17 protein-coding genes and 1 pseudogene are annotated in these 20,227 nt (G+C 74.0%); 8 read left to right on the top strand and 10 right to left on the bottom strand.

Features of this window, described 5'->3' with window-relative positions; all coding sequences use genetic code 11:
• Window positions 1–29: 29 nt before the first annotated feature.
• Window positions 30–1,808, bottom strand: a complete 1,779-nt coding sequence (locus ACWF9Z_RS16695; protein ID WP_453602942.1) for a S8 family peptidase — start codon at window positions 1,806–1,808, stop codon at window positions 30–32.
• Between the two features lie 504 nt (window positions 1,809–2,312).
• Window positions 2,313–3,050 carry a DUF1838 family protein gene (locus tag ACWF9Z_RS16690; protein WP_453602778.1) on the bottom strand — a complete coding sequence of 246 codons (738 nt, stop codon included), beginning with the start codon at window positions 3,048–3,050 and terminating at the stop codon, window positions 2,313–2,315.
• A 116-nt stretch (window positions 3,051–3,166) separates the two neighbouring features.
• Between ACWF9Z_RS16690 and ACWF9Z_RS16685 the strand changes: the two genes are divergently transcribed.
• From ACWF9Z_RS16685 to ACWF9Z_RS16675, 3 genes are all read left to right on the top strand, one after another.
• On the top strand, window positions 3,167–4,168 hold the full coding sequence (locus tag ACWF9Z_RS16685; protein ID WP_453602776.1) for a DUF1996 domain-containing protein: 1,002 nt from the start codon (window positions 3,167–3,169) through the stop codon (window positions 4,166–4,168).
• Between the two features lie 96 nt (window positions 4,169–4,264).
• Complete coding sequence (locus ACWF9Z_RS16680; RefSeq protein ID WP_453602775.1) at window positions 4,265–4,846, top strand: sigma-70 family RNA polymerase sigma factor; 582 nt, start codon at window positions 4,265–4,267, stop codon at window positions 4,844–4,846.
• Window positions 4,843–5,580 carry a zf-HC2 domain-containing protein gene (locus tag ACWF9Z_RS16675; protein WP_453602773.1) on the top strand — a complete coding sequence of 246 codons (738 nt, stop codon included), beginning with the start codon at window positions 4,843–4,845 and terminating at the stop codon, window positions 5,578–5,580. Before ACWF9Z_RS16680 ends, ACWF9Z_RS16675 begins: the two co-directional genes overlap by 4 nt.
• 418 nt (window positions 5,581–5,998) lie before the next feature.
• Here ACWF9Z_RS16675 and ACWF9Z_RS16670 read toward each other — a convergent pair whose 3' ends face one another.
• The 7 genes from ACWF9Z_RS16670 to ACWF9Z_RS16640 all read right to left on the bottom strand — a co-directional run bounded on the left by ACWF9Z_RS16670 (window position 5,999) and on the right by ACWF9Z_RS16640 (window position 12,294).
• Window positions 5,999–6,730, bottom strand: coding sequence for a DUF7873 family protein (locus tag ACWF9Z_RS16670; protein WP_356654487.1), 732 nt, complete (start codon window positions 6,728–6,730; stop codon window positions 5,999–6,001).
• Between the two features lie 80 nt (window positions 6,731–6,810).
• Window positions 6,811–8,046 carry a cytochrome P450 family protein gene (locus tag ACWF9Z_RS16665; protein ID WP_453602771.1) on the bottom strand — a complete coding sequence of 412 codons (1,236 nt, stop codon included), beginning with the start codon at window positions 8,044–8,046 and terminating at the stop codon, window positions 6,811–6,813.
• On the bottom strand, window positions 8,043–9,281 hold the full coding sequence (locus tag ACWF9Z_RS16660) for a cytochrome P450 (RefSeq protein WP_453602769.1): 1,239 nt from the start codon (window positions 9,279–9,281) through the stop codon (window positions 8,043–8,045). Before ACWF9Z_RS16660 ends, ACWF9Z_RS16665 begins: the two co-directional genes overlap by 4 nt.
• The gene (locus ACWF9Z_RS16655; RefSeq protein ID WP_453602767.1) at window positions 9,278–9,970 is read right to left on the bottom strand and encodes a GTP-binding protein; all 693 of its coding nucleotides are present in this window, start codon (window positions 9,968–9,970) and stop codon (window positions 9,278–9,280) included. The genes ACWF9Z_RS16660 and ACWF9Z_RS16655 overlap by 4 nt, the downstream gene beginning before the upstream one ends.
• Entirely contained in the window at window positions 9,951–10,304 is a 354-nt protein-coding gene (locus tag ACWF9Z_RS16650; RefSeq protein WP_453602765.1) for a DUF742 domain-containing protein, read from the bottom strand. The genes ACWF9Z_RS16655 and ACWF9Z_RS16650 overlap by 20 nt, the downstream gene beginning before the upstream one ends.
• The gene (locus tag ACWF9Z_RS16645) at window positions 10,301–10,702 is read right to left on the bottom strand and encodes a roadblock/LC7 domain-containing protein (RefSeq protein ID WP_356654479.1); all 402 of its coding nucleotides are present in this window, start codon (window positions 10,700–10,702) and stop codon (window positions 10,301–10,303) included. Before ACWF9Z_RS16645 ends, ACWF9Z_RS16650 begins: the two co-directional genes overlap by 4 nt.
• Window positions 10,699–12,294: a sensor histidine kinase gene (locus ACWF9Z_RS16640; RefSeq protein WP_453602763.1), complete on the bottom strand. Its 1,596-nt coding sequence runs from the start codon at window positions 12,292–12,294 to the stop codon at window positions 10,699–10,701. Before ACWF9Z_RS16640 ends, ACWF9Z_RS16645 begins: the two co-directional genes overlap by 4 nt.
• A 234-nt stretch (window positions 12,295–12,528) precedes the next feature.
• On the opposite strand from ACWF9Z_RS16640, the gene ACWF9Z_RS16635 reads away from it, so the two are divergent.
• The 5 genes and pseudogenes from ACWF9Z_RS16635 to ACWF9Z_RS16615 form a co-directional block, all read left to right on the top strand.
• A complete protein-coding gene (locus ACWF9Z_RS16635; protein WP_453602762.1) occupies window positions 12,529–15,978 on the top strand; it encodes a hypothetical protein in 3,450 nt (1,149 codons plus the stop codon).
• A gap of 122 nt (window positions 15,979–16,100) precedes the next feature.
• Window positions 16,101–16,322 carry a hypothetical protein gene (locus ACWF9Z_RS16630; RefSeq protein WP_453602760.1) on the top strand — a complete coding sequence of 74 codons (222 nt, stop codon included), beginning with the start codon at window positions 16,101–16,103 and terminating at the stop codon, window positions 16,320–16,322.
• A gap of 126 nt (window positions 16,323–16,448) precedes the next feature.
• Window positions 16,449–17,489, top strand: a complete 1,041-nt coding sequence (locus tag ACWF9Z_RS16625) for an ATP-grasp domain-containing protein (RefSeq protein WP_453602758.1) — start codon at window positions 16,449–16,451, stop codon at window positions 17,487–17,489.
• Window positions 17,486–18,286 (top strand): ATP-grasp domain-containing protein, encoded by an 801-nt coding sequence (locus ACWF9Z_RS16620; protein WP_453602756.1) that lies wholly within the window; start codon window positions 17,486–17,488, stop codon window positions 18,284–18,286. Before ACWF9Z_RS16625 ends, ACWF9Z_RS16620 begins: the two co-directional genes overlap by 4 nt.
• A 340-nt stretch (window positions 18,287–18,626) precedes the next feature.
• Window positions 18,627–18,881: pseudogene (locus ACWF9Z_RS16615) on the top strand (phosphatase PAP2 family protein); the annotation flags it as partial.
• Between the two features lie 129 nt (window positions 18,882–19,010).
• Here ACWF9Z_RS16615 and ACWF9Z_RS16610 read toward each other — a convergent pair.
• A complete protein-coding gene (locus ACWF9Z_RS16610; RefSeq protein ID WP_453602940.1) occupies window positions 19,011–20,096 on the bottom strand; it encodes a DUF2330 domain-containing protein in 1,086 nt (361 codons plus the stop codon).
• Window positions 20,097–20,227 lie beyond the last annotated feature (131 nt).

The following is a 20,227-nucleotide window of genomic DNA, read 5'->3' as shown; positions in this document are numbered from 1 at the left end:
GGGCGACCGGGTGTCCGGAATCACGGGGCTCAGAAGCCGAGGCTCCACGAGTCGATCTTGCCGGTGTCGCCGCCGGCGTTGTCGTTGACGCGCAGCTTCCAGGTGCCGTTCGCCACCTCGGAGGAGGCGTTGACCGTGTAGGTCTGGTTGATGTTGTCGGTGCTGCCGCCGGCGCGGTTGTGGAGCGTGTACACCGTGCCGTCGGGGGCGACCAGGTCGACCTTGAGGTCACCGATGTAGGTGTGGACGATGCTCACGCCGACCTTGAGGGCGGCCGGGGCGTTGCCCGTGACCCCGGTGACGGTGATCGGGCTCTCCACCGTCGTGTTGTCGCCGATGGCGAAGTCCGCGGTGTTCTCGAAGGACGGGGTGGCCGGGGTGGAGGTCACCGCGGTCACCGTCGCGGCCGCGTCGGCGAGGCCGGAGCCGCAGCCGCCGGTGCAGGTGCCGGCCAGCGGGCGGGCGTTCGCCTTGATGGCCGCCTCGATCTGCGCCGGGGTCAGCGAGGGCTTCGCGGCGGCGAGGAGCGCGGCGAGGCCGGCGACGTGCGGGGCGGCCATGCTCGTGCCCTGGTAGGGCTTGTAGATCTCGGCGCCGGGGGTGGTGGTGCCGGAGTTCAGCGAGGAGAGGATGCCGTTCTCGGGGGTGGTGACGGTGCCCGGCGTGTCGGTGGCGCGGCGGGTCTCGCCACCCGGGGCGGCGACGTCGATGATCGCGCCGAAGTTGGAGTAGAAGGAGCGGTCGCCGGTGCGGTTGCTGGCGGCCACGTTGATCACGTTGTTGCAGCTGGCCGGGGTGAAGCCGGCGGCGTCCGCGTTGCTGTTGCCCGCGGCCACGACGACGGTGGTACCGCGGCCGACGGCGGCGTTGATGGCGTTCTGGTAGCTGCTGGTGCAGGCACCGGAACCGCCGAGGGACATGTTGATCACCTTGGCGGGGGTGGCGTTCGCCGGGACCCCGGCGACGGTGCCGCCCGACGCCCAGGTGATGGCGTCGACGATGTCGGAGGTGGCGCCGCCGCACTTGCCGAGGACGCGCACGGGCTGGATCTTGGCGTTGTACGCGATGCCCGCGACGCCCTTGGCGTTGTTCGCCGCGGCCGCGATGGTGCCGGCGACGTGGGTGCCGTGCCAGGAGGAGTCACTGGCCTTGGAGCCGGCGCCGCACTCGTCGGCCGCGCTCCAGTCGCCCTGGTCCGCCGGGTTGCTGTCGCGGCCGTTGCCGTCGCGGGCGGCGCTGGAGGTGGAGATGAAGTCGTAGCCGGCGACGATGTTCGCGGCCACGTCGGAGTGGGCGACGTAGCCGGTGTCGATCACGGCGACGGTGACGCCGGAGCCGGTGGACTTGTCCCAGGCCGCCTGGACGTTCATGCCGGCGACGGGCTCGAAGAGGTCCCACTGCTTGGCGTACTCGGTGTCGTCGGGGGCGACGGCCAGGGCGTACGCGCGGGAGTCCGGCTCGACGTAGGCGACGTCGGGGTCGGCGCGGAACTGGTCCATGACAGCGGCCGCGTCGGCCGGGGCGGTCGCACCGCCGAGGCTGACGAGGGCGGCGCCGGTACCGAGGCGGCGCTCGAACGTCGCCTTCTTCGACGCCTTCTTGCCCTTGGCGGTCGCGTCGTCGGCGGCCGCGGTGTTGGAGCCTGCCTCGGCGGCGGAGGACTTGTACCCGACGATGAGGTTCTCGACGGGGGCCGCTCCGACGGGAGCGGCCGGGGCGACGGACGTCTGCGCGGCGCCGGGGGCGGGATCCGCGGTGGACAGCGCCATGGAGGTGGTGGCTGATCCGGCGAGCAGGGTGACGGACATCGCCACCACGGATATGAGCCTGCGTCTGGATGCGTGCACGGTGTTCCCCTTCGCGGGCCGCCACGGCCGGCGGGCCGCGGCGACCGGTTGGTGCAGTGTGGGAGGTGTACGTACCGGCGGCCGCGGGACCGGAACGGGCTTGGTCGAACCCGTCCGGCCACCGCTGCTCACCACGTTGCCCGCCGCGTCGTCGGGGCGGGGCAACGACGGTTCCGGCGACGTTCCGACCGCTCGCCTTCGCACCATGTGGGGTGGGCACGGGGGCAGTTGGGACGGGGAGGATCGCCGGTGGGCAGACAGTAGGCAACGCGGAGATGAACTCGATACGGGGAAAACCCTTGTCCGTCCCCTCCCCGACCCCTGCCCGGGCCCTCCCACGCCCCTTCCACACCCCCTGACCAGGCGCTTCCGGACTCCCGCCCGGCCCCTCCCGGGCCGTCCGTCCGGCCCCTGCCGCCCCTCCCACCCCTCCCGCGCCGTCCGTCCGGCCCCTCCCCGGCCGGGTCAGGCCGGCGGGTTGAGCTTGCGGAAGTACGTCCAGCTGGTCTCGTTCGGCTCGGTCCACTTCTCGGGCGCGTGGGCGAACTCCGGATGGTGGGCCGCGACGTACGCGCGGGTGCGGTCCGGCACCTCCTCGTAGGAGGCCAGTTTGCGGCCGCGACAGTGGAAGGTGAGTCCGCCCGCGCGCTGGCCCTGTTCCATCCAGGGCAGCCAGGGAGACATCCGGGTCCAGGACATGCTGGACGCGACGCCGGGCGCGTCGGTGGTGAGCACGGAGGCCGGGGCGAAGAACTGGAAGAGCTCCAGGGCGCGGTAGGTGTCGTCGGCCGAGTTCTCCGGGTACTGCTCGACGGGGAGCGGGGAGGGGTAGGCGAGCGGGATCTCCAGGCTGAAGCAGACCTGGTCGCCGAGCGCGGTCACGGGCACCGGGAAGGGACGCCAGCGCTGGTTCGCGGGATCGTTCCAGACGTGCACCACCGGCTTGTCCTGCCAGGTCTCCAGGATCTCGCGGGTCTGCGGGTCCAGGTAGAACGCGGCCTCGCGGGTGAGCAGTTGGTAGGTGCCGGGCGCTTCGTCCTCGACCAGCCGGGCCACGTTGAGGCCCTCGAAGCCGAAGAGGCGCCGGTAGGGCTCGCCGGGAGCCCAGGAGTAGACGTCGCCCGTCCACCAGAAGGTGACCTCGCTCCCGTCGAGGGAGGCACGGGTGCGGGCGAGGGCCTGGAGGAGATCTTCAGGAGTCATACCGGGAACTGTGCGCGGTCCGCCCGTGCCGGGCAAGGACCCGGTCGGCCATGCCTCACGCCCACCCCGTGGACGCCGGGTTGACGGACGCGGGGCGGGGCGCAAACGTGACCCGCATGGGGAACGAACGCCGCCTGCTCACGCTGCTGGTCTTCCTGGTCCTGGGGGGCGGGCTGACCGCCGCCGTGCTGGGGGCCGCACGGGCGGGCGCCGTGCGGGCGCCGGCGGCGGAGGCGGCCGGTCCCCGGTCCGGGGACGGCGTCGACATCCGGGAGGTCCCGCCGGGACCCGCCGAGCCGGCCGCGAGCGGGCCGGAGGCCTCCACCGGCCGGGTCTCGGTGGAGTGCGGGAGCAACGCCCCCGGTCACTACAACGAGGACAACCTGGTGGTCTCGCCGGGGCTGCGCTCCGGCGCCCACCACACGCACGCCTACGTCGGGAACCTGTCCACGGACGCCTTCTCCACCGAGGCCTCGCTGGACGCGGCCGCCACCAGCTGTCCCGGCGGCGACCGCTCCACGTACTACTGGCCGGTGCTGCGCCGCACGGACCGGCCGGGCACGCGGGCGCACGAGGGCTCGGCGGGCCACGGCAACGCGGGTGAGATCCTGCCGGAGGCCTCGGTCTCGGTGGAGTTCCTCGGCAGCCCGGTGAGCAAGGTGGTGGCGATGCCGCGCTTCCTGAACGCGATGACGGGCGACGCGGCGGCCTTCACGGCGGGCACCGAGGCCGACGTGCGGGCCCGGTGGGGGTGTTCGGGCTTCCCCGGCCGGTTCACCACCCGCTACCCCCGCTGCCCGGCGGGCGAGCGCCTCACCCGCACCCTCGTCTTCCCCAGCTGCTGGAACGGCCTGGACACCGCCAGCCCCGGACAGCGTTCGCACCTGGTGTTCCCGGCGGCGAACGGGGTCTGCCCGCAGGGCACCTTCCCGGTGCCGCGCCTGCGGATCTCCCTCGCCTACGCGCCGCCGCCCGGAACACCGGTCGCGCTCGACTCCTTTCCCGAGCAGCGGCACAGCCCGAAGACGGACCACGCGATGTTCGTGAACGTGATGACCGGGGCCCGGATGGCGGAGGTCGTGGACTGCCTCAACCAGGGGCGGGCCTGCCGCACCTGAGCGGACCGCGCGAGTGACGCAGGTCACGTGAACCGGGGGCGGGCGGGCGGCGTGTTCCGACCGCACCACGCACGCGAGGAAGACGGAGAGGGTGAGATGGCCGGACCACTGTGGCCCCGCACTCGGCGGGGCTCGACCGACGAAGCGCTGATCAAGTCGGTGTACGAGGAGCACGGTCACGCGCTCCTCGCGTACGCCACCCGGCTGACGGGAGACCGGGCCGCGGCCGAGGACGTCGTCCAGGAGACCCTGATCAGGGCCTGGCGCCACTCCGAGGTACTGGTCAACGGGAAGGGCTCGGTGCGCGGCTGGCTGCTCACGGTGGCCCGCAACATCATCACCGACCGCTACCGGGCCAGGGCGGCGCGGCCGCCCGAGGTCGCCGGCTCCCCTTCCCGGCCCCCGGTGGAGGCGGACCACGCCGACGCGGTGGTCGACACGATGACCGTCCTGGGCGCCCTCGACCGGCTGTCACCGGAACACCGGGACGTGCTCACGAAGTTGTACTACCGCCAGCTCAGCGTCGCCGAGACCGCCGACGCCCTCGGCATCCCGGCGGGCACGGTGAAGTCGCGCTCGCACTACGCGCTCAAGGCGCTCCGAGAAGTCTTCAGCGAAGGAAAACGAACGGGCAGGCCCTCCCAGCAGCCCGGCGGACTGCAGGAAGTGGTGGCATGAACCGGGAGCGGCACGAGGAGGAACTGTTGGGCCCGTACGTTCTCGGCGTCCTGGACGCCGCTGACGTCCGGCGGGTCGAGGAGCACGTGGGCGGCTGCGTGCGGTGCCGTCAGGAGGTGACCGCGTTGCGCGAGATGGAAGCGGCGCTGGGCGAGGTGCCGGCCGAGGCGTTCCTCGACGGGCCGCCCCAGGGCGGGGACCTGCTGCTCCAGCGCACGCTGCGGCAGATCCGCCAGGAGGCGGACGGGAGGCGCAGGCGCCGGGCGGCGTTCACGGGACTGGCCGTGGCGGCCTCGCTGACCGCCGTGTTCTGGGCCGGAACCCAATGGGGCGCGGGCGGCGCCGAGGACACGGCCCTGCCCCCGCCTCCGCAGCCGACGCCGACGGCCTCGGCGCAGCCCTCTCCGCCGCCCGCGGGGACCAAGGTGGCCTCCGCGACGGACGCGGATTCGGGCGCGACGATGACCGTGCAGGTGACACCGGCCGCCAAGTGGGTACGGGTGCACGCGGCGGTGACGGGGATCCGGCCGGGCGAGCGCTGCCGCATCGTCGTGGTCTCCCGGGACGGTACGCGGACTACGGCGGGCGGCTGGGTGGTGGGCACGGCGGAGCACGGCGAGGGCAAGGGCGCGGCGCTGGACGGCTCGGCCGCGGTCGATCCGGCGAACGTCCGGGCGGTGCTGGTGGAGAACGAGTCGGGACGGACCTTCGTATCGGTGCCGGTGGCCGCGTAAGCGGGCCACCGGGCCACCGGGCCGGAACGTGACGGAGCCCGGGAGCATGTCCAGCTCCCGGGCTCCAGCTTGCCACCCAATTGGCACACCGGCGGCGTTTAAGAGCCGCGGATCATTGTGAGATCGACGTGTTCTGCCTTTGAACTACAGCGCCACGAGAGAGGCGCCGGGGGGACTTGAACCCCCATCCGTCGATGTTCGTCCGCGCTCGGTCGATCCGGTGTTCGGCGGCGAATACTGAGACTGGAGCGAGAATCTGAGATTGACGGGGCCGCCTCTGCCGGGCTTGGGCCACCCCCGCACGTGTGCGGGGAGAGGGATTCGAACCCCCAACTGACACCCCTTCATCAGCTTCAACATCAGTTTCAGCTTGCGCTCATCGCGCACCCCCCGCTCGCGACGGGGGGCGAATGTGGGGCTACCTGAAGAGGTAGCCGAACACCGCGTCGCCGACCCGCTGATCGGTGACCTCGGTGTTGTTCGCCTCCTCGCGGGCGAACTTGACGGCCTGCTGGAGCTTCTCGACCCGGTCGAGGAGCTCGTTGACCCGCCGGGCGGGCAGCGCGCCGGAGAACTTCACGGTGGTCCAGTAGCCGACCGGCACGTCCTCGTAGTACACCTCGACCTGCGCCGGGTGCTTCTCCGTCGCCTCGGCCTTCACGTGGTTGCGCGGGACCTTCTTCGTGCGGATGGTGCGCACCGGCTCCGTCTTCCAGGAATCCGTCGAGGGGTCCAGGTTCCACGACTCGGAGGCGTCGAGCACCGGCAGCTTGCGCACGAAGGTGTGCAGGTCGGTGAGCTGCTTCTCCAGGAACAGCAGGTACGGGACGGGTACCTGCGCCAGCAGGACCGTGCCGTCGACGACCACGTCCGCGACGGCCGAGCGGTTCGCCCAGTCCTTCGTCGCCGTCACGTCGAAGAGCCGCGTCAGCGTCCCGGCCGTCGCCCGCAGGGCGTCCTCGGCCTTGATCTGCACCCGCGTGGACTCGGGCGGCAGCTGCTCGCCCTCCTCGTCCTTGGGCTGGTAGGTCCGGGAGATGCCGGCCAGCAGGGCGGGCTTCTGCACGTCCTGGTGAGCCTGGGTGAGCTCCTGGAGGGCCTTGGACTTGACGCCCTTTTCGACTGCGATGATCTGATTCAGCTTCGGCACACGGCGAACCTAACAACCCCGCCCCGTACGCACATCCGAATTATTCGGCGGCGTACGGGGCGTCGGTGCGCCGGGCGGTGTCAGGCCAGGCGGACCGGGAGGTCGAAGAGGTCGTTCTGGGTGAGGATCGGCTTGTTGCGGAGCTCGGCCGGGGCCACGGCCAGGGTGAGCTGCGGGAAGCGCGCGTACAGGGCCGGGAGGGCGACCAGGGCCTCCAGGCGGGAGAGGGCCGCACCCGGGCAGACGTGGGGGCCGTGGCCGAAGGAGATGTGCCGGTTCGGCGTGCGGGTGACGTCGAAGTCGCCCGCCGTCTCGCCGAACTGGGCCTCGTCGCGGCCGATGGCCCCGAAGGAGACGATCAGGCCGGCGCCCTTGGGCAGGATCCGGTCCCCGACCTCGACGTCCTCGGCGGCGAAGCGGATCAGGACGTGCGAGGTCGGGGTGGACCAGCGCAGCGTCTCCTCGATGACGTTCTCCCAGGGGACCTCAGCCTTGAGGACGAGGGCGCGCTGCTCGGGGTGGGTCTCCAGGGCGACGACCGCGTTGACGATCAGGCTGATGGTGGTCTCGTGGCCGGCGGCGACCATCAGCTGCAGGGTGTTGGTGATCTCCTCGGTGGTGAGGTGGTCACCGTCCTCGGAGGCCTCGATGAGGGCGCTGGTGAGGTCGTCGCCCGGGTTCTCGCGCTTGGACTCCACGATGCGCCCGAAGAGCGCGCCGAGGTCCGCCATCATCTGGGGGACTTCCTCGGGCAGCGTCTGGGTGGAGAAGAACTTCTCGAACAGGGCCTTCAAGCGCGGGTGTTCTTCGGCGTCCACGCCCATCAGGTCGCTGATGACGTTCATCGGCAGCGGGTACGCGAACTGCGCCTTGAGGTCGACGCTCTCGCCGGCCGGCAGCGCCGCCAGCTTGTCCAGCATGCCGGTGGTCAGCGCCTCGATGCCGGCGCGCAGCTTCTCCACCCGGCGCACGGTCAGGGCCTGCGCGACCAGGGTGCGCAGCCGGCGGTGCTCGTCTCCGTCCACGGTCAGCATGGAGCGGCCGGGGTTGGCGAGGCCGATCAGGGGCCAGTCCAGCGGGATCTCGCCGCGCTGCCAGGCGCCCCACACGTTGATGTCCTTGACGACGCGCGGGTCGGTGAGGAGCTTGCGGGCTTCCGCGTGGTGCGTGACGGCGTACACGGCGACGTCCCCGGGCAGGACCACCTGGACCAGCGGGCCGGCGGCGCGCAGCGCGGCGCTCTCGGCGTCGAGGTCGGCGACGAAGGGGTCCAGGGTGATGGGCGCGGGGCCGGCGTGGTCGATCGGGCACGTCATCGGTGGGCTCCAAGGGCGGGGGTGGGGGTGTAGGTGACGGGGAGTTCGGTGAGACCGCGCAGCCAGGGCGAGGGGCGGCGGGTCAGGTCCGAGGCGGGCACGGCGAGGTCGACATCGGGCAGCCGGTCGAGGAGGACCTCGATGCCCGTGCGCGCGATGACTTCCGCGACCTCCTGGGCGGGGAACGGGCAGCGGTGATCGCCGTGCCCGAAGGAGAAGAAGGCGTTGTTGCCGCCGGTGAGGGCGCCGGCGTCGGTGCGTACGTGCGGGTCGCCGTTGGCGGCGGCGAGACCGAGCAGGACGAGGTCTCCGCGGCCGATGCGCTGTCCGCCGAGGTGGGTGTCGCGGGAGGTCCAGCGGCCGGCCACGTTCTGGGTGGGGGTGTCCTCCCAGAGCACCTCGTTCATGGCCTCGCCGACGCTGTGCCGGCCGCCCGCGAGGGAGGCGGCGAAGCGGTCGTCGGTGAGCATGAGGCGCAGCGAGTTGCCGATCCAGTCGGCGGTGGGCTGGTGGCCCGCGGCCATCATGACCATGAGGTCCTGGGCGACCTCCTCCACGCTGAAGCCGGCCTGGTTGGCGAGCATCCGGGAGGCGACGTCGGGGCCGGGCTCGGCCAGTTTGGCGGCCAGCAGCGCGAACATCGACTCACCGAGGTGGCGCTGGCCGTCGAGTGCGCCCTCCCGCCCGTTGATCATGTCGTTCATGGCGGTGACGAGGCCGGGGCCCTGGGCGTCGGAGAATCCGTAGAGGCGGGCGAGGACCCGCAGCGGCAGCAGCATCGCGTACTCGCCGACGATGTCGCACGCGCCCTTGCCGCACAGCTCGTCGATGAGCTGGTCGGCGAACCGCTCGGCGTGGCCCTTGAGTTCGAAGGGGTCCACGGCCTCGAGGGCGTCGGAGATGACGGCGGCCCGTTCGCGGTGGCGTTCGCCGACGGTGTAGAGGATCGACGGCTGCTTGCGGCCGATCATGGGGAGCAGCGGCCAGTCGGCGGGGATGCGGTCCCACTGGTTCCACAGGTCGGAGTCCCGGGAGAAGAGGACCGGGTCGCTGGTGACCTGGTGCAGTTCGCGGTAGCCGAGGACCAGCCAGGCCGGTACGTCTCCGTCGAGGACGACCGGGGCGACGGCGCCGTGGTCGCGGCGCATCTCCCGGTACAGCTCTACGGGGTCGGTCTGGAACCGGGGACCCCCGAGGTAGACGGGCTGGTGCTCGGAGGCGGCGGGGCAGGTCACGGGGTGGGCTCCGGGGTCTGGGACAGGGGGCTCGGCCGGCTGCTCGGCCGGGTGCCCGACAGCGCGGTCTGCTGGAGGTGCTGGACGAGGGAGATCAGGACGTGCTTGCTGGACTCGCGGGAGCGGGCGTCGCAGAACACGAGCGGGACGGCGGCCGGCAGGTCGAGGGCTTCCCGGATCTGCTCCTGGGTGTGCTCGGGCCCGCCGAAGTCGTTGCAGGCCACGACGAAGGGAGTGCCGTGGTGTTCCAGCCGGTCGATGGCGTACCAGGAGTCGGCGAGGCGCCGGGTGTCGACGAGGACGACCGCGCCGAGGGTGCCGGAGAAGAGCCGGTCCCACAGGAACCAGAACCGCTCCTGGCCGGGGGCCCCGAACAGGTAGAGCACGTTGTGGGCGTCGAGGGTGATGCGCCCGAAGTCGAAGGCCACCGTGGTGGCGCTCTTGCCGGCGACCCCGTCGGTGTCGTCGACGGCCTCGCCGGCCTTGGTCATGGTCTCTTCGGTGTTCAGCGGACGGATCTCGCTGACGGAGCGGACCATGGTGGTCTTGCCGACGCCGAACCCGCCGACGATGACGATCTTCAGACCGTTGTCGGCGGTGCTGCGCAGGGCCGGACGGGGCTGGCGCGGTTCGACCGCCGCCGCGGGCACCGCGGCGGGGATGATCACGTCAGAGGTTGCGGAGTCCAACGAGCACCTGCTCCAGGATGTCGTAGTCGGGAAGGTGGTGCGCCGAACGCGGGTGCCGGGCGCTGATCCGTCCGGTACCGAGCAGGTCGGCCAGCAGGATCCGTACGATCGACACCGGCAGCCCGAGCTCGGCCGCGATCTCCACGACCGCCGTCGGGGACTGGCACATCCGCAGGATCGCCGCGTGCTCGGACTGCATGCCGGGCACCGGATCGCATTCGGCGACGACCAGGGTGACCAGGTCGAAGACGTCCGATCCGGACCGGCTGCGGCCACCGGTGAGGGTGTAGAGCCGGTCCGGGGAATCGTCCCGTCCCGGCCTGGGCCGGCTCACCCCCGGGGCCTGGCGATGAGGTGTTCGCCGAGCTGCTCGACCAGTTCGGACATGTTGTGGCCGACGAGGCCCGCGTCGGCGTCCTCGTCGGCGACGAGCGCGAGGTGCGCGCCCTCGCCCGCTTCGACGATGAACAGGATCCCGCCGTAGAACTCGGCCATGGCGGAGCGGACCCCGCCGGTGCCGTCGCCGAACTCGATGGACGCGCCGTGGGACAGGCTCTGGATCCCGGCGGCGATCGCGGCGAGCTGGTCGGCCTGGTCGACGGACAGCTCGGGCGTGCGGCACAGCTTGAGTCCGTCGCGGGAGAGCACGAGGCCGTGGCGGGCGCCCGGTGTGCGCTCCAGGAGGCCTTCCAGGAGCCAGTTGAGCGTCTCGTCGGTGGTGGAGCCGGTCATGATCGCGTGTTGCCTTCCAGGTCTGTGGTCTGCGCGGGCTGCTGCTCTTCGCCGGTTCCGGCGGCCCCGCCGGGGGCTCCGGCGGCGCGGACGGCCTCGCGGAAACTCCCGAAGCGCGCCGCGGACCGGGACGCCCCGGTGGGCGCGGCCGTCGTACGGGCTTCCGCGGCGGCCGCGTCCGGGCCTTCGGGGTGGGCCGCGGCCATGGTCCGGCCGCGGCGGCGCCGGGGCAGGCCGCTGTCGCCGAAGTGCGGGTGCTCACCCGTGGATTCGGCCTCGCCGGGTCCATCGGCACCGGAGCCGTGGGCGGCCTCGGGCTCGACGGGCGGGGCGGGCACGCCGGGCCCGGGCCCGACGGGCGCCGGTCCGGTCTCCGCGGCGGGTACGGCTTCGGCCGCGGGGGCGGCCGCCTGGGCGGGGATCGCGGGAGCGGGCGGGGGGACGGCGGTCCCGGGGGCCGGGGCCTGCGCCGGGCCGCGGCTGATCAGCTCCTGAGGGAGCATCACCAGCGCGCCCGTGCCTCCGCGCGCGGAGGGCCGGAAGGAGACCGTCAGTCCGTGCTTGCGGGCGAGGCGCCCGACGACCGCGAGACCGAGCCGGGTGCCGGACAGCCCGGCCAGGTCCAGCGACTCGGCGGTCACGGCCTGTTCGGCGCGGCGCAGCTGGAGCTCGCTCATGACGAGGCCGCTGTCCTCGACGGTGATGATGATCCCGGCCGGCACCTCTTCCACGTAGACGTGGACCTCGGCGGTCGGCGGAGAGAAGTTCGCGGCGTTGTCGAGGAGTTCCGCCAGCGCGTGCATGACGCCCTCGGCGGCGTGCCCGGCGACGGCCGCTTCGCTGGTGGAGTGCAGCCGGACCCGCTGGTAGCCGCCGATGCGGCCCATCGCGCCGCGCAGGATCGACTCCATGACGATCGGCTTCGCCCAGCGGCGGCCCGAACGGGCCCCGGTGAGGACGGCGATGGAGTCGGCGAGACGGCCGGCCTGAGCGGTGCGGTGGTCGAGGTGGAGGAGGTCGGTGAGGACGTCCTCGTCGGCGTGCCGGTGCTCCATCTCGCGCAGGTCGGCGAGCATTCCGGTGGCCAGGGCCTGCATCCGGCCGGCGGCGTTGGCCGCGGCGGCCATGGCGGCGGCCCGGCCCGACTCGGCGCGTCGCAGTTCGCCGCCGAGCCGCTCGCGGGAGGCGCTCTGGGCGGTGGCGAGGCCGTCGAGCTCGGCGGCGTGCGCCACCGTCAGCTGGTCGAGCACGGCGGCGTGCTCGCCCACGAGGCGGGAGCGCTCGGCGGTGTGCGCCGCCGTGTCGCGCGCGGCGTCGGCGACCATCCGGGCGATGTGCCCGTCACGGGCGACGAGTTCGGCGGTGAGTCCGGAGATCCGGCTCCGGTACGCGCGGGCGGTGCGGGAGTACCAGGTCACCGCGAAGGCCGCGACGGAGAGCAGCAGCACGCCGGCGCCGGAGAACCAGGCGAGGGGGGTGGTGATGGACGACGGGGCCGCGGCCACCGCCGCCGTGGAGAACGCGCCACCGGCGACTGCGGTGATCAGCAGGGCCAGCGCGGAGGGGCGAAGGGGGGAGGGCGACGCCGTCATCAATCAAAGCCTCATACCGGGCGTAAAGGGAGGAGAAGGTTCCTGCTAACAAGGCATCACTATAGGAGAGTTACTGATCGCTTTGGGCAGTCCCTGCCAAGTTTTTCACTCCATTATGGCCGATTAAGATCTCTCTATAGCCTTTTGCGTACGCCAGGAACCGCGTGACGGGCGGCCGGCGACCGCGCGCGAAATCCGTTTTCCCCCCTCCCGTCCCCCGGACACACTGACCCCATGTCGCGCATCACCGAACAGCTGCTCAGCGCCGTCGAGCCCCTCCCCCACCGGGACCGCCTCCGTCTCACCGCCACCACCGCCCGGGACCTCGCGGCAGCCGGCGAGCTGGACCCCGTACTGACCGAACTGGACGGCATGGGCCGCTACGAGCGGCGGCTGGCGGCCCTCGCCGCGTTCGCCGGCCGGCGGACCGGGCACCTCGCCGCGCGGCTCGCCGACCCCGACCCGGTGGTCCGCGGCTACGCCCTGCGGGCCGCCCGGACCGGGCTCGTGTCCGACGAGGCGATCGTCGCGGCGTACCCGGACGCCTCCGCCGACGTGCGCGACGAGCTGGCGCGTACGGCCCGCCGCAGCGGACGCACGGCCCTCGCCGAAGCCCTCCTCCCCCAGGTGCGCGCGCGGTGGGGAGACCGCGAGGCCGCCGCTCTGCTCGCCGGCTGCGGAACCGGGGCCGCGGCCCGGCTGCTGCCGGAGCTCGCGGACCGCGTCACGGACTGGGTCCGCCTCGCCCTGCGCCACCCCGGGCCGGTCCTGGACCAGGCGGAGGCCGAACTCGCCGCGCTCCCCTCCGAACTGCGGGACTCCTGGTGGACCCGCCGCTCCCCCGGGCTGGCCGCCGCCGCTCCCGCCGAACCGCTGCGCGTGCTCGGACTGCTGGAGCGGTACGGGCCCGCCGCCCCGCCGCACGCCCTGCGGGACCGGCTCGGCCTGTTCGCCGCCGCCGACGCCGAACGCCTCGTACGGTGGCTGATCGATCCCGCGCGCGAAGACCCGCGGTACGGACCCGTCCCCGCGGCCTCCGTGCTGCGCCGTCTCGTGCGGGCGGACCCGCCGTCCCTGCACCTCCTCGGGCGGCGCTGGCTACGCCGTCCCGAGCGGCTGGCCGCCCTGTTCAAGGCCCTCCCGCCGGGCCGCCGCGAGACCTTCTACGACGAGCTGACGCAGGGCCTCGCCCCCGATGCCCGGGATCTCGCGGTCGTCCTGCACCCGCTGCTCGCGCCCGAGCGGCGGTACGCCGAGGCGCGGCTCGCCGTGGCCCGCGAACGCGCGGCGGGACTGCCGCCGGGGGCGCTGCCGGGCTCCCTCGTCCATCTCCCGGTGGCCGAGGCCCGTCCCGAGATCCTCGCCGCGTGCGCCGGGCCCGACGCCGAACGGCGGGCGGACGCCTGGGCGCTGCTCGTCGCCCACGCGGAGGTCAGCGGCGAACCCGGTGCGGTCGCGGAGGTCCTCGCCCTGATCGCGGTCCGGCTGCGCAACGAGCGCGACCCCGTACGCTCCACCGTGCTCACGGCGCTGGCGCGACTGCCCGCCACCCTGCTGGATTCCCCGACGGCCCCCGGCCACCTGGAGGCCATCGCCCTGGACGCCCTCCGGGCCCGCGACTCCTCCTTCGCCACCCGGTCGGCCCTGCGCACGCTCGTCCTCGGCGTGCTCGACGAGCCCGCCGCCGGGGCCGGTCCGCTCGACTGGGCCCTGCGCACCCTGCGCCACCTCGTCGACCACCTCGGCGGCGCCCTGCTCGGCGGGCGCTCCTGGCCGCCGGGCCACGGACGGGAACCCCAGGTGTTCGAGGCGCTGCGCCCCTGGGCCGGCGGCGCCGCCGAGAAGGGCGACTTCGGCCCGCTGCTCAGACTCGCGGGATTCCTCGACACCACGTCCGCCCGGCTGCCCGGACTCCAGCGGATGCTCGCCGACGCCCTGGACCGTTGCGGGGACGAGGACGCCCCCGCGCTCGCCCGCGCCTGGCTGGCCGACCGGGCGACGCGCGAGGGGCGCACGGTGGAGCTGCTGGCCCGGGAACCCTCCGCGGCCGCGCTGCGACCCGTACGCGAGGTCCTGTCGGCGCGCCGCACCGATCTGCTGGACGTGCTGCTCGACGAACGCCCGCCGTACGGGCGGTTCCTGCGCGAGGACTCCGCCCGGCCGCTGCCCGTCCTCGCCCGGGCGTCCCGGTGGCTGCCGCGTCAGCAGGAGGCGGCGGCCCGCCTCGCGGCGGCGGCGGTCCGGGACGGCTCCGGGACGTCGTACGAGCGGACCTCGGTGCTCCGCGAGGCGGCCCTGATACCCGACCACGGCCTGGCCCTCGTCGGAGCATGCGCGCGCGGAACGGACATCGTGCGGGCCGAGGCGGCGCTGGCGGCCGCGGCCCGCACGGTGGAACCGGCCGCCGTCCTGGACGAGCTGCTCGCGCACGCCGGCGACGACCGCGCCCGCGTGGCTCTGTACGCCGCCGAACGGGCGGCGGCGGCCACCGCGCCCTCCGCGCTCGCGCCCCGGCTCGAGGCAGTGCTCTTCGGGTCGGCACTGCCCGGTGCGGCACTGCCCGGTGCGGCGCCCGACGGGGAACGGCCGGAGGCGGGCCGGGGTGCGAAGGTGACCAGCCGCAAGGAGGCCGCCCGGCTGGCGGTCCGGCTGCTCCCGCCGCGGCACGCTGCCGCGCTGCTGGGCCGGATCGGGCGCGACCCGGGCAGCCACCCCGATCTGGTGGCCGTCGCCATGCGGCTGGCCGTCGGACTGCTGCCCGACCCCGCGGCCTGGGAGCTGCTGGAGACCGCTTCCTCCGGTCCCCTGCCCCGTCGGCTCGCACTCGCCCACGCCGATCCGCTGGACGTGCCGCAGGAGCACCGGCCGCGCTACGCCCGGCTGGTGGCGGCGTCGGTCGGCGGGTTCGGCGAGGACCGGGAGGAACTCCTCTCCCATGCCTACCTGAGCCTGCCGAAGTGGGCGGCGTACGCGACCGAGGTGGCGGACACCGTGCGACGGGCGGTCTGCGACCTGTCGCTCCGCGAGGCGTCGTGGACCACCACGTCGGCCCTCGCCCGGATCGCGGTCTCGGACCTGCCCCACCCGGTGGGCGGCGCCGAGCCGGGCAGCCAGTTCCACCGGGCGGTGGCGGAACTGCTGGACGTCGTACGGTCCGGCGCACAGCCGGACACGGAGCCGGACCTCGACCTTCCGGCCCTGCGGCGGCTACGCGGCCTCGCCACCCGGCCGCCGCTGGCGGAGAGCCCCTCCGTGCGCGAGGCGGTGATCCGCCAGCTCGCCGACGAGCCGCTGCTGACCGGGGCCCGGGTGGCGTTGCTACTGCACGCCGTCGACCTGCGGGCGGACCCGGCCGATCCGCAGGGCCTGCGGGCGGCGTTGGGGGAACTGGTCACCGCCCTCCGAGGCCGGCCGGGTCTGGCCCGCGCGACCGCCCGCGACCTGAAGTCCGGATACGACCACGGGGATCCGCTGCCGGATCCCGCATCGGTCCTGGAGTGCGTACGCGGCCTCGCGTCCGACGGCGGCGCGGAGGCCGGGCTCTTCGCCGCCGCGCTCACCGCCGGCCTCGGCCGGCTGCACGGCTGGCCGGCGCCGTGGCGGGAGCTGCTGCGGGAGCTGCGCAGGCACCCGGAAACGGAGGTCCGCGACGCGGCGTTCGAGGCGGCCACACGGGAGGACTAGCGCGCCGCGTCGTCGGGAAGGCCGGCCGGGGCGGTCGGGGCGGTCGGGACAGGGGTGAAAGGCCTGTCGCGCCGGGCGTCCATGGGTCAAACTGCCGCCACAACGGGACACGAGGAGGGCACGTGGAACGAGGTCTCCCACGGACGCGGGCGATCGGCCCGGGCACGTCCCTCGCGGCCGTGGTCACGGTGCTCCTCAGGAGTCTGCCCCACCGGGCGGCTTCGGCCCTGTCCCCCGCCGCGTTCGTCCACCGCGTGGTGTGGTTCGCCGCCGTCGTAGCGTCCACGGTCGCGACGTTCGCGGTCATCCGGCTCCGTGACCCGTCCTGCCCGCCGGCGAAGTAGGGGCGGGGGCGCGGTGACCGGGCCTGCGCGGACGGACCGATCATCACATTGCGGTCCATGACATCCTGTGACGTCACAACTCGCCGGACGGGATCGGCGGACGTCCGGGGAATATGGGGAAGGTCCATGAGGCTCTGCTTCCTGGTGGAGGAGAACTACCGCCACGACGGCATGCCGAACGAGGTGGTCCGTCAGCTCACCGCGTGGGGCCACCAGGTGGAAGTGCTGCGGCCCGGTGGTTCGCTGCTGCGGATGTGCGATCTGGTACGGGCCGGGGACCACGACGCCTGGGTGCTCAAGACGGTGTCGGGCGGCCCGGGGCTGACCCTGCTCGAGGCGGCCGCCGCGGCCGGGATGACCACGGTCAACGACGCACGCGCGATCCGGGGCGTACGGGACAAGGCGCTGGCCGCCGCCATCGGGCGCGGCCGGGGCCTCCCCCTGCCGCCGACGTACGCGGCCGCCCGGCCGGAACTGCTGGCGCAGATCCCCGCCTCGGAGTACCCGCTGGTCGTCAAGCCCGCCGACGGCAGCTCCGGGCGCGCCGTGCACCTGGTGTCCTCGCCGGAGCGGTTGGCCGCGGTGCTCCCCGAACTGGCGGGCGAGGGCATGCTCGTCGCCCAGCCGTACGTCCCGAACTCCGGCATCGACATCAAGGTCTACGCGGTCGGCGGGGAACTCTTCGCCACGGAACGCCGTTCGCCCCTGCACCCGGACCGTGCGGTCCCGGAGCGCCTGGTCCCGCTGTCCGCCGAGATCGCGGAGATCGCCGCCCGGGTCGGGGCGGTCTACGGGCTCGACCTGTACGGGCTGGACGTGCTGCTGGGGCCCGACGGGCCGGTGGTCGTCGACGTGAACGACTTCCCGAGCTTCCGTCAGGTACCGGACGCCGCCGCGCGGGTGGCCCGAGCGGTCCTGAGCCTCGCGCGGACCGGCGGCTCGGGCGGGTCCGCCGGCGCGGGCGCGTCGGGCGGGGCGGGCGCGTCGGGCGGGGCGGGCGTGCCCGCCGGCTCCGGCGTACCCGGCGGCCCGGTCGACGCCCTGCCGCGCGGGGCGGCGGGGCTCCCCGTGTCGATCCCGGTGCAGGCCACGGCCCATGGCCCCGTCACGGCCACCGCCACCCCCTCGGCCGCCGGAGCCGCCGCCGCGGCGGGAGACGGAGCATGAGGATCGGCCTGATCACGGACAACCCGGGACATCCGCTGCTGTCGGCCGCCGCCGGTCTGCTGGGTGCCTCCGGCCACCGGGTGGAGGTACTGGATCCGGGCACGGACGACGAGCCCTCCGTGGCGCCCGCGGACGTGTACCTCCTCAAGGCACACACGCCGCGCGGGCTGGACCTGGCCCGGCGCCTGGAGCGTCGCGGGGCGGCGGTGGTCAACTCGGCCGCCGCGACCACACTGTGCCAGGACCGGACGCTGATGGCGGAGACGGCGGTCCGGGCCGGGATCCCGTTCGCGGGAACCCGCACGTTCGCCACGCTCGCGGGGTGGGCGGCCGGGGCCGGCCCCGCGGAGCTGCTGCGCTCCCCGGTGGTCGTCAAGAGCCGCCACAACCGCCGGGAGGACCTCGTGGCGCGGGTCGACGACCCGCCGGCGCTGCGCGAGTTGGCCCGCACGTGGCCCGACGAACCGGTGGTGGTCCAGGAGTTCGCACCGAACAGCGGATGGGACCACAAACTGTGGGCCGTCGGCGACCGGGTCTTCGCGGCCCTGCGCCGCTCGGAGCTCTCCCCGGAGGGCCGCGGACCCACGCTCCCGCTGCCGCACCTCCCGACGGGCTGGGCCGATCTGACCCGCCGGGTCGGCGAGGTCTTCGCCCTGGACGTCTACGGCGTGGACATCATCGCCACGGCCGACGGCGCCCCGCTGATCGTGGACGTCAACGCCTTCCCCGGCATCCGCCACCAACCCGGCGCCCCCGAGGCCCTGTCGGAGCTCGCGGTGCGGCGGGCCAAGGGCTAGCCAGACGGTTCCCGCCGGATCATCTGACCGTGGGTCACCGTGCGTCGTCGGCGGGCGCCCGGGGGCGCGCACGGAGCCGCCGCTGCCGAGCCGGGCTCGTCACCCGTCCCCGCACAGGACGCGGGGCGCCCGGCGCAGCGGCACGCTCGCGCTCCTCGTACGGCGGGACACCGTCCGGCCGCCGTTCCAGGGGCTGGACGACCGCTGGCTGTCCTGGACGGACGGACCGCACGAGGGGTTCCGCTCCGCGGTCGCCGCGGCCCTGAACTGGTTCGGCGGCCCGGCCGGAGCCGTCGTACCGCTCGCCCTGCTGCTCCTCCTGCTGGTCCGCCGCCGCTGGGTGCCCGCCGGCTTCCTGTTCGTGACGTACCTGTCCGGCAACGTGCTCGTCGTGCAGGGGCTCAAGCACCTGGTGGACCGGCCGCGACCGGCCGGTCCGCTGGTCCGGGTCGACCACGGCTCGTTCCCCTCCGGGCACGCGGCCGGCGCGGCGCTCCTCGTCGTCCTCGTCGGGGCGGCCCTCGTCCCGGCCGCCCGGCGCCGGGCGTGGTGGATCGGCGGCGCCGTCTTCACCCTGGCGATGATGTGGAGCCGTACGTGGCTGCACGCGCACTGGCTGAGCGACACCGCCGCCGGAGCGGCGGCCGGCGCGCGGACCGGGAGGCGGAACGGGCCCGGGAAGGGGCGCGGACCCGGGAAGGGGCGCGGGCCCGGGCGGCACGCGTTAGCGAGCCCCCGCCCCCGCGACCGTCCCCGTCCCCGCTCGCGCCGTCCGGCGGCGTCGCAGCACGAGGAGCGTCGTGGCCACGGCCCCGACCAGGGCCGAGAACGCGCCCACGACCGTCAGGATCCAGACCGGGACGCCGCCGGCCGTACGGAGTTCGTCGCTGTATTCGACCCGGCGGTACGGGGTGTCCGCGGCCGTGGCGCGCAGTTCGTGGTCGCCGTCGATCCGGGACGGTACGGGGAAGCTCTGGTCGATCGCCGTGAGGAACACCGGCGCGGTGCCGGCCAGTTCGGCGACCGCGCGCGTCGGGGTGATCCGCCCGGCGAAGGTCACCTCGGGCGCGTCCCCGCCGATCCGGGACGCGGGTTCCATCCGGTGGTCGGCCAGCACGTAGAGGCCGAGGGACTGCGCGGTCTTCGCCAGCCGGGACAGCCGCATCGGGTAGACGAGCCGCTCGCTGTCGAAGCGGATGAGCAGCGGATCCAGTGTGCCGCGCAGGGTGGCACCCTGCTCCCGGGGGACGAGGCGTACGGCGACGTACTCCCAGCGCTGGTCCACGTACGGCTTCAGCTCGGTGGAGAGGCCTTCGGGGAGTTCGAAGCCGTTGGCCTTCAGCCAGGTGCGGAGCGCGTCGGGGTCGGTCGCGGTCAGGCGGGCGACGTCGAAGTCGCCGAGCCGCTCCCGGCCCACGACGCCGACCCCCGGGTCCGCGCTGCCCGGCATCGGGGCTCCGGCCGTGTCCCGGTCACCGGAGGTGAAGGGCCAGTCGCCGTGGCGCGGCCAGAAGTACGTCCGGGTCCGGTACTCGGGCCCGGTCAGGTCCGCCAGTTGGGAGAACAGGTCGCTGTCGCCGAGGCTCACCGTGGCCCGCCCCGGGACCGGCATGATCCACGCGGCCCGCTTGGCATCGCCACCGACGGTGAACCGCATCGCTATCCGTTCGGTCCGGCCGTCCCAACGCACCACGGAGGCCTCCCGGGAGACCCCGATCCGGCCCTCGGCGCCGGGCACCATGGCCCCGCAGCCGCAGGCGTAGGCCGGGCCGATCAGCGAGCCCAGCTGGGTCGCGAGCAGCGCGAACAACAGCACGCCGATCCTTCGCCTCGTCCGCCGCGAGGCCGCTCGCCCGTTCTTCCACACAGTCGTTCCCATGCGGGCTGAGACGAAGCCCGCCTTGATCCGGTTCCGCTCGGCCGGGCGGGCCGTCCGGGCGG

Source organism: Streptomyces sp. NPDC054961 (genome assembly GCF_053609145.1).
Note: the sequence above shows the minus strand (reverse complement) of the source record. Positions and strands in the feature narration are given on the sequence as shown.